General features: G+C 60.5%; 22 protein-coding genes and 1 tRNA gene. 6 read left to right on the forward strand and 17 right to left on the reverse strand.

Translation table 11 applies throughout. The features are described 5' to 3' along the window. Positions 1 to 14: 14 nt before the first annotated feature. The 14 genes from rpsH to rplC are packed head-to-tail and all read right to left on the reverse strand — an operon-like array spanning position 15 to position 6632. Positions 15 to 416, reverse strand: a complete 402-nt coding sequence (rpsH, locus tag DXY16_RS11280; RefSeq protein WP_115019275.1) for a 30S ribosomal protein S8 — start codon at positions 414 to 416, stop codon at positions 15 to 17. Between the two features lie 19 nt (positions 417 to 435). Then, entirely contained in the window at positions 436 to 975 is a 540-nt protein-coding gene (rplE, locus tag DXY16_RS11285) for a 50S ribosomal protein L5 (protein WP_115019273.1), read from the reverse strand. A gap of 47 nt (positions 976 to 1022) precedes the next feature. Then, positions 1023 to 1379, reverse strand: a complete 357-nt coding sequence (gene rplX / locus DXY16_RS11290) for a 50S ribosomal protein L24 (protein ID WP_115121294.1) — start codon at positions 1377 to 1379, stop codon at positions 1023 to 1025. Between the two features lies 1 nt (position 1380). Beyond that, entirely contained in the window at positions 1381 to 1746 is a 366-nt protein-coding gene (gene rplN, locus DXY16_RS11295) for a 50S ribosomal protein L14 (protein ID WP_115019269.1), read from the reverse strand. Next, a complete protein-coding gene (gene rpsQ, locus DXY16_RS11300; RefSeq protein ID WP_115019267.1) occupies positions 1743 to 2009 on the reverse strand; it encodes a 30S ribosomal protein S17 in 267 nt (88 codons plus the stop codon). The genes rplN and rpsQ overlap by 4 nt, the downstream gene beginning before the upstream one ends. Positions 2010 to 2029: 20 nt before the next feature. Next, complete coding sequence (gene rpmC, locus DXY16_RS11305) at positions 2030 to 2239, reverse strand: 50S ribosomal protein L29 (RefSeq protein WP_115019265.1); 210 nt, start codon at positions 2237 to 2239, stop codon at positions 2030 to 2032. Positions 2240 to 2241: 2 nt separating this feature from the next. Further along, on the reverse strand, positions 2242 to 2718 hold the full coding sequence (gene rplP / locus DXY16_RS11310; protein WP_115019263.1) for a 50S ribosomal protein L16: 477 nt from the start codon (positions 2716 to 2718) through the stop codon (positions 2242 to 2244). 16 nt (positions 2719 to 2734) lie between these two features. Then, positions 2735 to 3466 (reverse strand): 30S ribosomal protein S3, encoded by a 732-nt coding sequence (gene rpsC / locus DXY16_RS11315; RefSeq protein ID WP_115019262.1) that lies wholly within the window; start codon positions 3464 to 3466, stop codon positions 2735 to 2737. Between the two features lie 19 nt (positions 3467 to 3485). After that, entirely contained in the window at positions 3486 to 3851 is a 366-nt protein-coding gene (rplV, locus tag DXY16_RS11320) for a 50S ribosomal protein L22 (RefSeq protein ID WP_115019260.1), read from the reverse strand. A gap of 4 nt (positions 3852 to 3855) precedes the next feature. After that, the gene (gene rpsS, locus DXY16_RS11325) at positions 3856 to 4131 is read right to left on the reverse strand and encodes a 30S ribosomal protein S19 (protein WP_115019258.1); all 276 of its coding nucleotides are present in this window, start codon (positions 4129 to 4131) and stop codon (positions 3856 to 3858) included. A gap of 35 nt (positions 4132 to 4166) precedes the next feature. Then, positions 4167 to 5030, reverse strand: a complete 864-nt coding sequence (gene rplB / locus DXY16_RS11330; RefSeq protein ID WP_115019256.1) for a 50S ribosomal protein L2 — start codon at positions 5028 to 5030, stop codon at positions 4167 to 4169. A gap of 15 nt (positions 5031 to 5045) precedes the next feature. Further along, complete coding sequence (locus DXY16_RS11335; protein WP_115019253.1) at positions 5046 to 5348, reverse strand: 50S ribosomal protein L23; 303 nt, start codon at positions 5346 to 5348, stop codon at positions 5046 to 5048. After that, positions 5341 to 5976, reverse strand: coding sequence for a 50S ribosomal protein L4 (rplD, locus tag DXY16_RS11340; RefSeq protein WP_115019251.1), 636 nt, complete (start codon positions 5974 to 5976; stop codon positions 5341 to 5343). Before rplD ends, DXY16_RS11335 begins: the two co-directional genes overlap by 8 nt. Beyond that, positions 5976 to 6632 carry a 50S ribosomal protein L3 gene (gene rplC / locus DXY16_RS11345; protein ID WP_115121295.1) on the reverse strand — a complete coding sequence of 219 codons (657 nt, stop codon included), beginning with the start codon at positions 6630 to 6632 and terminating at the stop codon, positions 5976 to 5978. The genes rplD and rplC overlap by 1 nt, the downstream gene beginning before the upstream one ends. Before the next feature lie 381 nt (positions 6633 to 7013). On the opposite strand from rplC, the gene DXY16_RS11350 reads away from it, so the two are divergent. The 6 genes from DXY16_RS11350 (at position 7014) to recA (ending at position 12529) form a co-directional block, all read left to right on the forward strand. Continuing rightward, positions 7014 to 7475, forward strand: coding sequence for an NAD(P)H-quinone oxidoreductase subunit N (locus tag DXY16_RS11350; protein WP_115019249.1), 462 nt, complete (start codon positions 7014 to 7016; stop codon positions 7473 to 7475). Positions 7476 to 7523: 48 nt separating this feature from the next. Continuing rightward, a complete protein-coding gene (locus DXY16_RS11355) occupies positions 7524 to 8558 on the forward strand; it encodes an LdpA C-terminal domain-containing domain (RefSeq protein WP_170953941.1) in 1035 nt (344 codons plus the stop codon). A 36-nt stretch (positions 8559 to 8594) separates the two neighbouring features. Then, the gene (locus DXY16_RS11360; protein ID WP_115121296.1) at positions 8595 to 10247 is read left to right on the forward strand and encodes an AAA family ATPase; all 1653 of its coding nucleotides are present in this window, start codon (positions 8595 to 8597) and stop codon (positions 10245 to 10247) included. Positions 10248 to 10351: 104 nt separating this feature from the next. Further along, positions 10352 to 10423, forward strand: a tRNA-Gln gene (locus DXY16_RS11365). A gap of 16 nt (positions 10424 to 10439) precedes the next feature. After that, positions 10440 to 11216 carry an HAD family hydrolase gene (locus DXY16_RS11370; RefSeq protein ID WP_115121297.1) on the forward strand — a complete coding sequence of 259 codons (777 nt, stop codon included), beginning with the start codon at positions 10440 to 10442 and terminating at the stop codon, positions 11214 to 11216. 152 nt (positions 11217 to 11368) lie between these two features. Then, a complete protein-coding gene (gene recA / locus DXY16_RS11375; protein WP_115019242.1) occupies positions 11369 to 12529 on the forward strand; it encodes a recombinase RecA in 1161 nt (386 codons plus the stop codon). Between the two features lie 42 nt (positions 12530 to 12571). Here recA and DXY16_RS11380 read toward each other — a convergent pair whose 3' ends face one another. The 3 genes from DXY16_RS11380 to DXY16_RS11390 form a co-directional block, all read right to left on the reverse strand. After that, positions 12572 to 12946 (reverse strand): DUF1815 family protein, encoded by a 375-nt coding sequence (locus DXY16_RS11380; RefSeq protein ID WP_115121298.1) that lies wholly within the window; start codon positions 12944 to 12946, stop codon positions 12572 to 12574. A gap of 121 nt (positions 12947 to 13067) precedes the next feature. Beyond that, the gene (locus DXY16_RS11385) at positions 13068 to 13307 is read right to left on the reverse strand and encodes a DUF2839 domain-containing protein (RefSeq protein ID WP_115121299.1); all 240 of its coding nucleotides are present in this window, start codon (positions 13305 to 13307) and stop codon (positions 13068 to 13070) included. 64 nt (positions 13308 to 13371) lie between these two features. After that, positions 13372 to 14820, reverse strand: a complete 1449-nt coding sequence (locus tag DXY16_RS11390) for a helicase (protein ID WP_115121300.1) — start codon at positions 14818 to 14820, stop codon at positions 13372 to 13374. Positions 14821 to 14855 lie beyond the last annotated feature (35 nt).

The following is a 14855-nucleotide window of genomic DNA, read 5'->3' on the forward strand; positions in this document are numbered from 1 at the left end:
GTTCTGGCTCCTGGTCAGTACACGTAGCAGAGCACTTCACCACCGACGCCCTCTTTTCGGGCATCGCGGTCGCTCATCACACCCTTGGAGGTGGAGATGATTGCCACCCCCAATCCGCCGAGGACTTTGGGTAGGCCACGGGTGTTTTTGTAGATGCGCAAGCCCGGTTTGCTGACCCGCTGCATTGAGCGGATGGTGGGCTGGCGGTGCTTGCCGCTGTACTTCAGTTCCAGGACCAGGCTGGTGTGAATCCCTTCACCTTCTTCGCTGATTTCAGCGATGAAACCCTCCTGCTGCAGCACCTTTGCGATGCTGCGCGACATACGCGAGGCGGGAACTTTTGTGGACTGATGACGTTTCTCACTCGCATTGCGAATGCGGGTGAGCATGTCGGAAATAGGGTCGTGGTTGGCCATAGTGGTTTCCGAGGGGGGCTCAGTTGCTGCGGAATGGCATTCCCATCTCGCTGAGGAGGGCCCGGCCCTCTTCATCCGTGCGGGCAGTGGTCACGATGGTGATGTCCATGCCCCTAATGGCGTCGATCTGGTCGAACGAGATTTCAGGAAAGATGATCTGTTCCCTCACCCCCAGGGTGTAATTCCCTCGACCGTCGAAGCTTTTAGGGCTGACGCCGCGGAAGTCGCGGATGCGCGGCAGTGCGAGGTTGATCAGACGCTCCAGGAAGGCATACATGCGGTCGCCGCGAAGGGTGACTGCGCAGCCGATCGGCATGCCCTGGCGAATTTTGAAGCCGGCGATGGCCTTTTTGGCACGGGTGACCAACACCTTCTGGCCGGTGATCTGTGCCAGTTCATTCACCGAGGCCTCTAGGGACTTGGCGTTCTGGGCTGCTTCACCGAGGCCCCGGTTGACGGTGACTTTCACCACCTTGGGGACTTCGTGGACATTGGAGAGACTGAGGTCTTTCAGCAATTTGGGCTGAATGGTCTCCCTGTAGCGCTGTTTGAGTGACATAGCTGGGGAATGGACTTCTGGACTTGGTCAGAAGAGAGGGTCGAGGATCAATCGATCACTTCGCCGGTTTTCTTGAGGCGACGTTTCTTGGTGCCGTCCTTTTCAGTGACGAGCTCAACGCGGCTGGCGACCTTCTTTGAGGTCGAATAGAGCATCACGTTGGAGGCATGCAGTGATGCTTCCTCGGTGACGATCCGACCAGATTCACCTTCCTGGGTGGGCTTGACGTGTCGAGTGCGCAGGTTGATGCCCTGCACGATCACACGGTTCTCATTGGGCAGGGTGCGAAGCACTTCACCGGTCTTGCCCTTGTCCTTACCAGTGATCACCTGAACGGTGTCACCTTTGCGCAGACGCATCTTGATGCGCTGAGTGGTGTTGGATTTCGGAGTTGCAGTTGCCATCTCAGATCACCTCCGGAGCGAGGGAGACGATTTTGGTGAAGTTGCGGTCGCGCAGTTCACGGGCCACAGGACCGAAGACGCGGGTGCCCTTGGGGTTCTTGTCGTCGTTGATGATCACCGCTGCGTTGTCGTCGAAGCGGATTGAGTTGCCGGTATCGCGACGCAGAGTTGCTCGCGTGCGCACCACAACGGCCTTCACGACATCGGACTTTTTCACGCCCATGTTGGGCATGGCGTCCTTGACGGCGGCCACGATGACATCGCCCACATGGGCGTAGCGCCGATTGCTGCCCAGCACACGGATGCACTGGATGCGCTTGGCGCCGCTGTTGTCAGCGACGGTGAGGAAAGATTCTTGCTGAATCATTTGGCGGCCTCGTCAGCTTTAGGGCTGTGGCTGAGCACTTCGGCGATTGCCCAGCGCTTGTGGCGGCTCATCGGCCGGGTTTCGGTGATGCGAACGCGGTCGCCGACCCGGCAGTTGTTGTCTTCATCGTGAGCCTTGTAACGGGTGGTACGGCTCACCGTCTTTTGATAGATGGGGTGGGGGAAGCGGTTCTCCACCGCGACAACCACCGTTTTGTCCATCTTGTCGCTGACGACGGTGCCGACCCTTTCCTTGAGTGCCATGGTTGGTTCTCCTTAGGGGATCAGGAAGCAGTGGAGCTTTGACGCTCCGATTGCACCGTCAGCAGTTGGGCCAGCTTGATGCGGCTTTCCTTGAAGCGGTGCGTGTTGGCGAGTTGCCGTGTGGCCTGCTGGAAGCGCAGGTCGAACAGCTCGCGGCGGAGACCGTCGATCTGTTCATTGATCTCTGCGTCAGAGAGCTGACGCATTTCGGAAGCATTGGGGCGTGCCATGGTCAGGCCTCCACAGTTGCGGTGGACGCAGCCTTGGCATCGCTGCCTTGTGCGGCTGTCTCCTGGTCTTCCAGGGTGATGAACTTGGTCTTCACAGGAAGCTTGTACTGCGCAAGGCGCATGGCCTCCCGTGCGATTTCGGGAGTGATTTCCTCACCGCCCATCTCGAACAGAACCCGTCCCGGCTTGATCACCGCCACCCAGAATTCTGGGTTGCCCTTACCGGAACCCATACGGGTTTCAGCAGGACGCATGGTGACCGGTTTGTCTGGGAAGATCCGGATCCAGATTTTGCCGCCCCGCTTGACATAGCGGGTCATGGCACGACGGCTGGCCTCGATCTGACGCGAGGTGATCCAGCCGCACTCCTGGGCTTGCAGTGCGAATTGACCGAAGGCAATGGTGTTGCCACGGGTAGCGACGCCGCGCATGCGGCCGCGCTGCTGCTTGCGGAATTTGACGCGTTTTGGACTCAGCATGGTTCAGGCCTCCTGTTCAACCCTCGTTGGAGCGGTCTTCGAACTGTTGGGGCCTGCGACCGGCCCGGCGCCGTGGGGTGGCCCCCACTGGCAGTTGTTGCGGGGCTTCATCACCCAGCACTTCGCCTTTGAACACCCAGACCTTGATGCCCAACACCCCGTAGGTGGTGCTGGCCACCTTGGTGGCGTAATCGATGTCTGCGCGAAGGGTATGCAAGGGAACACGACCTTCACGGGTCCACTCGGTGCGGGCGATTTCAGCACCGTTGAGACGGCCGCTTACCTGGATCTTCAGGCCGAGCACGCCAGCGCGCTGGGCCCGTTGGACGGCCATGCGGATCGTGCGGCGGAAGGCCACTCGCTTTTCCAATTGCTGAGCGATGTACTCAGCAAGCAGAAATGCATCGGCATCGACCCGCTCGACTTCAACGACATTGATCCTGACCTGACGGCTCGAATCTCCGACGGTTTTCTGGATGCCGCTGCGCAGCTCCTCAATGCCGCTGCCCTGGCGACCAACCAGCACGCCGGGACGTGCTGTTTTGAGTTCAACCTCAAGTTGATCAGCTTTGCGGGCGATCAGCACATCGCTGATGCCGGCGGAGCCGTATTTCTTGTGGATGAATTTGCGGATCCGGTCATCTTCTTGAAGAAGAGACGGATAGTTCTTGCTGGAGGCATACCAGCGGGACCGGTGCTCCTGGGTGATCCCCAGGCGTAAGCCGGTTGGATGGATTTTGTGTCCCATCAGTCGGTGTACTCGGGGGTCAGGAGTCGGTCTGGGCTGCCACAGCAATGCTGATGTGGCAGGTCTGTTTTTTGATCGCGAAGGCGCGACCTTGGGCGCGGGGCCGATACCGCTTCATGGAAGGACCCATGTCCGCTGTGGCGTTCGTGATCACCAGGGAGGATGGATCCATCCCCAGGTTGTGCTCAGCATTGGCGACAGCAGACCGGAGCACTTTGGTGATCGGGCCGGTGGAGCGGTAGGGCATGAACTCGAGCATGATCAAGGCATCGCGATAGGTGCGACCTCTGATCTGATCGAGGACCCGCCGCACCTTGGACACTGAGCCGCGGATGAAGCGACCGTGGGCCTGGGCGATGGGGGCTGTCGGGGATGACGTGGTCATGGTCTCAGCGGCCTCCTTTCTTGTCTTTGATGTGGCCCTTGAAGGTGCGGGTGGGGGCGAATTCGCCCAGTTTGTGACCCACCATTTGCTCGGTCACAAAGACCGGCACGTGGCTTTTGCCGTTGTGAACGGCAATGGTGTGGCCGATCATCATCGGCAGGATGGTGGAGGCCCTTGACCAGGTCTTGATGACGGATTTGTCATCAGCGGCGTTTTGCTTTTCAACCTTGCGAAGCAGGCTGTCTGCAATAAACGGGCCTTTTTTGAGTGAACGTCCCATGGCGGATTAAGCGAACGGCAGAACGGTGAGTTGCATCAGGAATCGCGTCCGCCACGGCTCCGCTTGGAGGTCTTGCGACGCTTGCGGAGGACGAACTTGTTGCTGGGCTTGTTCCGCTTACGGGTCTTCAGACCGAGGGCGGGTTTGCCCCATGGGGTGACAGGACCTGATCGGCCGATCGGTGCGCGACCCTCACCACCACCGTGGGGGTGATCACAAGGGTTCATCACACTGCCTCGAACCTGAGGACGACGTCCAAGCCAGCGGCGACGGCCGGCTTTACCCAGGCTGGTGTTGCGGATCTCGGAGTTGCCGACTTCACCGAGGGTGGCGTAGCACTCGCGGCGGATGAGACGCACCTCAGTGGAGGGAAGCTTGAGAGCGACATAGTCACCCTCCTTCGCCATCACCTGGGCACTCGCACCAGCGGTACGCACCATCTGGCCACCCCGGCCGGCATACAGCTCAACGCAATGAACGCTCGAGCCCAATGGGATCGAAGACAGAGGCAGAGCATTGCCGGTCTCAATCGGAGACTCTGGGCCGGAGACCACGGTCTGGCCAACGGTGATACCAGCAGGCGCAAGGATGTAGCGCTTTTCGCCGTCTGCATAGAACAGCAGAGCGAGACGGGCGTTGCGGTGGGGGTCGTAGTGGATTGCTGCAACCTTGGCGGTGACGCCGTGTTTGTTGCGGCGGAAATCCACCAGTCGATAGAGGCGCTTGTGGCCACCGCCGCGATGACGGCAGGTGATCACACCGCGGTTGTTGCGACCCTTGCGGCGGTGTTTGGCCACCACCAGGGAGCGTTCCGGCTTGCGGCCGGTGACTTCACTGAAGTCGGTAACCACCCGGGTGCGGGTTCCGGGGGTGTAGGGGCGGAATGTACGGATTGCCATGACGTTTCAGACCCCTCAGGACTCAGGGAAGAGTTGGATGGAGCTGCCTTCGGCAAGACGCACCACTGCCTTCTTCACCTGGGCACGCTTGCCGGCGAAGCGACCAACGCGACGGGAGCGTCGGGGCGGGTTCATGGTGCTGATGCCGGTGACCTTGACATCGAACAGCTGCTCAATGGCGGCCTTGATGTCGGGTTTGGCAGCTCGGTGATCGACCTCAAAGGTGTACTGGTTCAGTTCCAGTGCACGGGTGGCTTTCTCAGTGATCAACGGTCTACGGATCACATCGGCCAGTCGTCCAGTGAAGCGCTCAGTCATCGCTATAGACCTCCTGAATCGTTGCGAGTGCGGTCTCCCCGACCACGAGGCTGTTGGCGTTCAGCAGATCGAAGACGTTGAGTTGATCAGCAGAGATCAGCTTCACCTTCTCGAGATTGCGTACCGAACGGCGCACGACCTCGGAGGGGTTGGTGAGGATGATCAGGATCTTGGTGTCGGCAGCGATGCCGAGGCGCCCCAGAGCATCGGTGATTTCTCTGGTCTTGGGAGCTTCGAGGTTGGTGCCGAAGTCCTTCACCACAACCAGATCTTCCACACGGGCCATGAGGGCTGTGCGAAGGGCGAGACGACGCTCCTTGCGGTTCATCGCCAGGTTGTAGGAGCGGGGCTTCGGTCCGAAGACGATGCCGCCACCAGGACGCAGTGGTGTGCGAATCGAACCCTGACGGGCCCGACCCGTTCCTTTTTGTTTGTAGGGCTTGCGGCCACCACCGCGAACCTCAGCTCGGGTCAGGGTGCTGGCGGTGCCTTGACGGCTGTGGGCCTGCTGGCGCAGGACAGCGCGATGCATCAGGTCGTTTGCCGTGGCTTCCTTTGCCACCTTCAGGTCAAGGCTGGCACTGCCAGCTTCTTTGCCCTGCCAGTCGCGGACTACACAGTTAGCCATCACTTACCTCCTTTGGAAGGCTTGGCACCCACCCGGTTCGCGGGGCGGATGTTGAGTAGGGAGCCCGGCTTTCCGGGAACAGATCCCTTCACCACCAGAAGGTTGCGGTCGCTGTCCACCTTGAGGATGGTGAGACCGCGAGTGGTGATTTTCTTGCCGCCGTAGCGACCAGCCATGCGCTTGCCGGGATAAATGCGGCCGGGCGTGGTGCCTGCGCCGGTTGAGCCGGGTTCGCGGTGGTTCTTAGAACCGTGGGTCATCGGACCGCGGCTGAAGCCGTGTCGCTTCTGGTAGCCAGAGAAGCCGCGACCCATGGTGTCGCCGCTCACGTCCACCTTCTGACCGGCTTCAAAATCACCAACGGTGACTTTGTTGCCCAGTTCGAAACCGCTTAAGTCGTCGACGCGGTATTCGCTGAGGTGGCGTAGAAGCCCCTCGCCAGATTTGGCGAGATGGCCTTTTTCTGGCCTGTTGATCAACTTCTCGCGAGTGTCGCCGAAGCCGATCTGTACGGCGGAATAGCCGTCGGTTTCAGATGATTTGAGTTGGGTGATGCGGCAAGGACCAGCCTCGATCAGGGTGACCGGGACGGATTTACCTTGCTCGTCGAAGAACTGGGACATACCCAGTTTCTTCCCAAGGATGCCGATGGACATGGGGAGGTAAGAACGCCAGCGTGGACGCCCTCCATTCATGAAATGAACGGGGGTTTGGGTGCTGATCGTGATAACGCAGTCATGGCCGGATGCCTTGACACCTCAAGTTGAGGCGAAGAATCCGGAATGGAGCTAGCGAGCGAATCAGCGGGCTGGGACTTGTCCGACGTGGTCGGTCAGTTTCCCGGCAGCTTTGGGTGAAACCCTCCACTGCTCTGGCCTAGAGATCCAGCGCAATCGCTGAATCTGCTTCGCGATCTGGAGGCCCGGCTAGCGGACGGGCACAGAGTCACGGAGCAAACAAAAACACTACACCACAGCCCACCCCCCTCTCCAATGGGCCCTTCGACTGCCAGACTCCGTTTCAGCCGTGTTCGTTCCATGCCGCTGCTCCTCTCAGGACGGGGTTTCCGCCGTGAGCTGGAGGCTGCAGGATGCATGGCCATTCACGTTCCTTTGGAAGGCGGTGCGGAAACACGGTTGCTTCGCCGTCTACGAGGGGCTGGATACAACACCTATATGACCTCCGCACGCGGTCTCGGTGATGTTGAAGTCTTCCTGTTTGAGAAGCACGGTATCCGTCCTCCCCACCTCGGCCATCAGAGCGTCGGACGAGGTGCTGCCGTTGGCGAGGTGCAGGAGGTGATGCCGATTCTTGGCGAACGGCTTCTCGGGGCAAAACCTTTGGCTTTGTGGCTTCTCGAGGGGCAGGTGCTCTGCCGATCAGAGTTGCTATCGCTCTGTGAGCTCTGCCGTCGTGAGCCCAGGTTGAAGGTCGTTGTCGAAATGGGTGGGGCCCGCAGCCTGCGTTGGCAGTCCATGGCCAGCTATCTGGAGGCCTGAGCCTTTCCAGTGCACCCCCAGCCGCGCTCTCGCGCTGAAACGGCCTTGATGTCAGGGCATTGGGTGAAGCTCATTTGCGGTGCCAGTAATCAGGATTTGCCTGGTATCGCCGACCTCTGCGCTCTTTATGCCTGTGCAGGGGTGCATTGTGTGGATGTGGCGGCCGATACAGCTGTTGTACGCGCCGCCCGTTCCGGTCTGGCCTGGGCTCGCGACCATGGCGCTCCACCGGTCTGGTTGATGGTGAGCATCAGTGACGGCAGTGACGCCCATTTCCGCAAGGCTCACTTCGACCCCAAGCTCTGTCCGAGCGACTGCCCTAGACCCTGTGCTCGCGTCTGCCCCGCTGATGCCATCCCTGCTGCGCCACAATTTTTGGAGGCTGGTTGTGGAGGGGTCGAAGCGACTCGCTGCTATGGCTGTGGTCGCTGCCTTCCGGCCTGTCCACTTGGCTTGATCCAAGCCTCTGAGCATCGTCAGAGTCTTGAGGATCTTGTGCCGCTCTTAAGGGCGCTTCATCCCGATGCCGTCGAGGTGCATACAGCACCTGGTCGAGGCAAGACCTTTTCCGATGCCGTCCAGGCGCTGGTCAATGCCCAGGTTCCTCTACAGCGTCTGGCAGTGAGTTGCGGACTGGAGGGACACGGGCTGACGGCGCCTGATCTTGCGAGGGAGCTCTGGCAGCGTTTTGGCGTGTTGCGTCGCCATGGTCTGCGTCCGCTTTGGCAGCTTGATGGCAGGCCGATGAGTGGTGATGTGGGGAGGGGCACTGCCCGTGCCGCTATTCAGCTTTGGCAGCACATACGTCCGCTTGCGCCTCCCGGCCCTCTTCAGCTGGCTGGTGGAACCAATGCCAGCACGTTGGACCTGTTGCTGGAGACTTCGTCAGCTCAGGCCTTTCGTCCCGCTGGCGTTGCGTTCGGAGGCCAAGCCAGGGCTTTGGTTCAGCCTTGGCTTCAGGCGGCGTTGGAGCGGGGCCAGCATCTGGTCGATTGGCCAGAGGGCTGGGCTCAGGCCCTCAGTAAGGCCAAAACACTGGTCAATCCCTGGTTGCAGACTCGTTATGGCCGTTCTCCCTGCTAGAAGGCGGTCAACGCCTCTGGGTCGAAGGGTTGGCAGATGACCACCGAGCACATCACTGACGACCTCGATCGTTTGCTGATGCTGTTGCCAGCAGATGTGCAGCAAGCATTGGCGTCCTCCGAGTCCAGGGATGAGCTGCTGGAAGTGGTCTTGGATCTTGGTCGTGTGCCGGAAGCCCGCTACCCAGGCCGTTCGATGCCCCTGGGCGATGGTTGTCTCAGTCGAGATGCGCTTCAGGCCACCGTTGAAAGACTGGGACAGTTCGGTGCCGATAATCGTGCTGGTATTGAACGAACCCTCCATCGCATCAGTGCGATCCGAAGCCGTTGCGGTGATGTGGTGGGCCTTACTTGCCGCGTCGGCCGTGCTGTGTTCGGCACTGTCGCGATGGTGCGCGATCTGCTCGATAGCGGTGAGTCGCTCCTGCTGATGGGTCGCCCGGGGGTGGGCAAGACCACAGCGCTGCGTGAGATCGCCAGGGTTCTTGCTGATGAATTCGGTAAGCGGGTGGTGGTGATCGACACCAGCAATGAGATTGCCGGCGACGGTGACATCCCCCATCCGGCGATCGGCCGGGCTCGGCGCATGCAGGTGGCCCGCCCCGAGCTTCAGCATCAGGTGATGATCGAGGCGGTGGAGAACCACATGCCCGAGGTGATTGTGATCGATGAGATCGGCACAGAACTCGAGGCCCAGGCGGCACGCACGATTGCTGAGCGTGGCGTGATGCTGGTGGCTACGGCGCATGGCAACGCATTGGCCAACCTGATCAAGAACCCCACCCTTTGTGATCTGGTTGGTGGTATTGAGTCGGTCACGCTTGGTGATGATGAGGCACGGCGGCGGCGCAGCCAAAAAACGGTGTTGGAACGTGCCGCTGAGCCAACGTTTCCGTTGGCGGTGGAAATGCATCAGCGTCATCGCTGGGCGGTACATCCTGATGTGGGCGCCACGGTGGATCTTCTGCTGAGGGGGCATCAACCCAGGGCTCAGCTGCGGGAGCTGGAGTCTGATGGCACGGTTCGGCTTGTTGAGGGAGCGCCTGTCGGCGACGGGCCGCGTCGCCCCCGCGATCCGCAGCGACCGCCCTCGCGGTGGTCAGGGGTGAAGCCACCGCTGGCTGTGGTGCCGATGCCCGATCCCATCAGTTCGGTTGGCGAGGGTCAGGCCGAGGGGCCTCAGAATGGGCCGAGTGATGGCTGGGACGGACTGCAGGTGCTCTGTTGCGGGTTGAATCCTCGTCTGATCGAGGAGGCCACGCGACGTCACGACTGGCCTGTTCGGCTGGTGGAGGACCTCGTCGAGGCCGATGTGGTGCTCAGTATTCGACAGGGGTTAGGGCGGCAACCCGGCTTGCGGCGTCAGGCCCGCGAGGCTCGGGTGCCCATTCTTGTGATTAAGGCCGATACCCTGCCGCAGGTGGAGCGTGCACTGGAGCGTCTGCTGGCACGCCGAACGGAAGAGGCTCTGCCTACTTCCAGTGATGATCGTGCGGATGCCTTTGCTGCTCTTGAGGAATGCCGTCTCGCTGTCGAGCAGGTGGTGGTGCCCTTGGGTCGACCCGTGGAGCTTCTCCCCCGTACGGAGGAGGTCCGCCGGATGCAGGCCGATTTAGTGGAGCGTTATCGCTTGCGTAGCGACGTCTTCGGTCAGGCGGAACAGAGGCGGCTCCGAGTGTTCCCACCCTGAGCCACTGTTGACCTCCGGAACAATGGATTGACGAAGGCCACTCCAATGTGGGTAACTATTCAGGCACCAGTCAGCAGACCTTCGGGAATGCAGATTGCGCGCGTTGGGCCGTCGCCAAGTGGTAAGGCAGCGGGTTTTGGTCTCGCCATTCCTAGGTTCGAATCCTAGCGGCCCAGTTTTCAGTTCTTTTCGGTGTCCAACCGTCCTTTGTTGGTCTTCGACTTCGACGGTGTGATCGTCGACGGTATGGAGGAGTACTGGTGGAGTGCTTGTCTGGCCTGCCTGAGATTGAGTGCTGCTGACGGCATGCGGCACCAGGTCCCGAATCGGGTGCCTGATGGCTTCCGACAGCTTCGCCCCTGGATTCACCATGGCTGGGAGATGGTGCTGATGGCGTCGCTGCTGCAGGAGCGCGACGGTCTGCTGCAGCGCATCGGTGTGGATGCTTTTGTTGCTGCCTATTCGGAGCACTGTCGTCAGGCTCTCGAGGCCAGGGACTGGTCGCCTCAGCAATTGCAGGAGGCTCTCGAGCATGTCAGGCACTCGGCTATGGCGGAGGATCGTTCCACCTGGCTCAATCGTCATCGGCCCTTTGCGGGAGTACCCCAACGGTTGCGATCCCTCGCTTCTGAGGGTGTCGACTGGGCTGTTCTCACTACCAAGGGGCGGGCCTTTACCGCCGAATTGTTGGACGCATTTGATCTCCAACCTGCGCTGCTGTTCGGCCATGAAGCCGGTTCAAAACCTGATGTATTGCAGCGATTGATCGCTGAGCAATCGCTGTGTGGTTTTGTCGAGGATCGCCTGGCCACGCTCGAGACGGTGCTGGCGACTCCGGGGCTGAGGTCTCTTCCCTGTTTCCTTGCCGAGTGGGGCTATTTGCGTCCGTCTGATCGTCAGGCCCTGCCCCAAGGCGTGCAGCTGTTGGCACTGACGCAGTTCGCTGCCCCCTTGGCGGACTGGACTTGATTCGTTAACGTACATCTGTACTACATGGGACGATCGACTGCGTCTTGGGCACTGGATGGTCTGTTCAGTGCCTAGTGGTTCAGTTGCAGCGCTTTTTGCGCCGTCCTGGTCTGCGGTCTGTAACGCCCTTCCAATCCTTAGTTTTTTCTGCCATGCCAGTTGACGTGAAAGCCGCCCAGTCCTCCGGATCCGATGCTCGCCCCGGTGAGCGCGATAAAGCCCTGAACCTTGTGCTTGGTCAGATCGAGCGCAATTTTGGCAAGGGATCGATCATGCGCCTTGGGGATGCCTCCCGAATGCGGGTTGAAACCATCTCGACTGGTGCCCTCACTCTCGATCTCGCTCTGGGTGGCGGTTATCCCAAAGGGCGTGTGGTTGAGGTTTACGGCCCGGAGAGTTCTGGTAAGACCACGCTGACGTTGCATGCGATCGCTGAAGTGCAGCGTCGGGGTGGTGTGGCTGCCTTTGTGGATGCTGAGCACGCCCTCGATCCGGTGTATGCCGCGTCGCTAGGTGTCGACATCGAGAATCTTCTCGTCTCCCAGCCCGACACCGGTGAGATGGCGTTGGAGATCGTGGATCAGCTGGTGCGTTCGGCCGCGGTGGATATCGTCGTGGTCGACTCTGTGGCAGCTCTGACTCCCCGCGCTGAGATCGAAGGGGAAATGGGTGATTTGGCTGTGGGGAGTCAGGCTCGTTTAATGAGCCAGGCGATGCGCAAGATCACTGGCAACATTGGCAAGTCTGGTTGCACGGTGATTTTCCTCAATCAGTTGCGCCTGAAGATTGGGGTCACCTATGGCAATCCGGAGACCACGACTGGTGGTAACGCTCTCAAGTTCTATGCGTCAGTGCGGCTTGATATTCGTCGCATTCAGACCCTGAAGCGCGGTACCGAGGAATACGGCATCCGGGCCAAGGTCAAGGTGGCCAAAAACAAGGTGGCGCCCCCGTTCCGGATCGCAGAATTTGATATCCTGTTCGGCCGTGGCATCAGCACCCTTGGTTGCTTGTTGGATCTCGCTGAAGAAACCGGTGTGGTGATCCGCAAAGGGGCCTGGTACAGCTACGAAGGCGACAACATCGGTCAGGGTCGCGACAACACCATCGGCTGGCTCGAGCAGAACCCCGAAGCCAAGGAGACGATCGAGGTGTTGGTGCGTCAGAAGCTCACCGATGGCTCAGAAGTGACCTCCAACTCGATGCGACCTCTTGCAGCGGCTGCGCGCACGGCGGCTGCCAAGGGCAATGCAGCTGCAGCTAGCGCCGATAAAAAGGCCGACGATCCCAAGGCTGCATCAGCTGCGGCCTAAGGGGTGCTGCGCTGAGGTCGTACAAGCTGATCGATATGGGGATCAGTCAGGGGGCAGAGCTGCTTGTTTGTTGGTCTCAGCAAGGGCAGCAAGTTCATTGCTGCCCTTGCTGAGTCCTTGTAGGAACTGCGACAGGCGCTCCAGCTCTTGAATGGCCTCAGCGCCTTCGAGTTTCACGAGTTCGCGCCCATTGCGGGATTCAACCCAGCTGATGCTGTAATCGGAGACCAGGAATCTGACCATGTGTTGATCACCCAGGTCGGCCACGAATGAGGCGCCATGCTCTTCGCCTCCGTCGTCGCAGACGTAGCAGGAGGCGGTCATCCCGGATGTCTTCAGACTGCTGGCCAGAGCCTGAAGACTCATCACCAGGTCATGCACGACAGAGCGGTACTGCTGGGCCAGACGATGAAACATGCGTTTGAGGCCACGGGACCTCAAGCATTTTAAATGTTTCCTTTAGATTCGTGGCGGATGTGTGGGCCTGCGGACAGGCCTGTTGTCTCTGCAGGAGTCGCCGTCGTCGTTGCGACTTCAATCAACGTGTATCAGCCAGGCTCCACCAACCTGCGGCTGGACCGATGAAACGCACGACGACCCAGAACACCACCAAAGAGCCGATGCCGATCCAGGCCCCACGGGTTGTGATGGCCATGAACTGACTGGTTTGTTGCTTGGTGAGGGGGAGCCAGGAGACGACCCGTTCCGATGACCCGTTGGCGGGTTTCGGCGTTCGGGGCGGCATCCCCTGGCTGGCGCGGCGACGGGCTTCTCCCATGCGGAGCAGTGCTCTGGATAGGCAGCAGCCTAGGGGTGTGATTGTGGTTTGTTCTCGGATGGGCTCATTGGGGGAGCAGGCGCTGCAGAGGGGTCCAGGGTTGAAGGGCCGTGAGCACCTGTTCCCCCCAGCTCCGTCCCCTCACCCGTCCATCAAGGATGGCCAGGCGGCCACCGTTGCGGCGAAGAGGAGCCACGGCTGGTGCCAGTTGCAGGAGGGCTTCTGGCAGTAGAAGTTCGCGGAACCAGTCGCGTCCCTGGCGTTTCAGTGCTTCCACGCGCGCAGCGGTGAGTGGTGACTCCAAACTGGCCAGCGGGAGGAGGGCCAGAATCAGCTGCTCAGGAAGCGGCAGTTGATCCTGGTGTTGTAACCACCAGTCCCAGCGGCAGCAGATCACGCCGTTGCTTTCAGGGCTCGTGGCCTCGTGGATCACCCGACTGCCAAATTCACCCGCCAGTTCGCTGGTCAGCCGCTGGCGCATGCCGTCATCGTTGAGCAGCACCACGGTCAGTCCGGATCGACCGAGGATTAATCGACGCGCCTGATCCAGCAAGTGCTCTGAGAACACTTCGGTATTGGGCAGCGGCTGGCGACGTGGGGCAAACAGAGGCAATGGTTCCAACAGGGAGGGTTCGCGCAGATGCACGACCACATCCAGATTGAGTCCGGCGGCCGTTAATTCTTGCTGGAGTGGGTCTGCCTGGCCGCTTCCACTGAGCAGCAGCGCTGGTTGGTGCTCAATTAGCTCACGGAGCTCTTGCAAAGGTTCGAGCACCTCCAGATGCCAGCGCCACTGCAGCAGACGATGGTCCAAAGAGGCCCAACTCACCCACTGGTCTTCTCGGGCGCGGATGAGTTCCGTCCAGGGGTCGGGTAAGGGGCCCAGCAGGCCTACCAGATCCCGCAGGGCCAACAGTGCGCTGCCATCGAGGCGCACCTGAGCATCGTTGCGGGTGGCCTGCGCGAACACGCGGCGACTGATGCGTTCGTGCAGCTCAAGCAGCGCGGCATCCGCGCAAGGGTGGGCCTGGCGTAGCCGTTCCCAGTCACTGGGGCCGATCTCCGTTGAGAGTGCGTTGCGAAGACGCTGGCTGAAGTGTTGTCCTTCTGGCACGACCAGTTGGTGGTCAGGCATCAGCAGTCCTTGCTGGTGGGCTCGCACCAAACCAGCTGTGGAAAGAACCCAGACTTGATCTCCTGTCGGTGGGGTCTCGGCTGTCCAACAGGCGAGTTTGAGGCCAGCCTCCAGCAGGCGTGGCCGTTCCACCTCCAGCAGTCGTCGTTTCTGGGGCTCTTCGAGGACCAGCACCGCCCGCCGGCTCTGCAGGCATAGAGGTACGAGAACACCAAGCCACCAGTGCTCCTGGCTGCTTGGGGCAAGTTGAAATAAGGCTGAATCTCTCCGTCGCAGTCCCCGTGCCATCAGGCGGCTGAGGGTGAGGTGATGGGGCCAGGAGGAGCGGTCCTGCTGGAGCAGGTGCTTGAGCTGCTGATGGGCACGCGCTTCCAGCATCTGCAGAGCCTAATTGGCCCCCTTATGGGCGTTGG

Source organism: Synechococcus sp. UW105 (genome assembly GCF_900473935.1).
Classification (GTDB): domain Bacteria; phylum Cyanobacteriota; class Cyanobacteriia; order PCC-6307; family Cyanobiaceae; genus Synechococcus_C.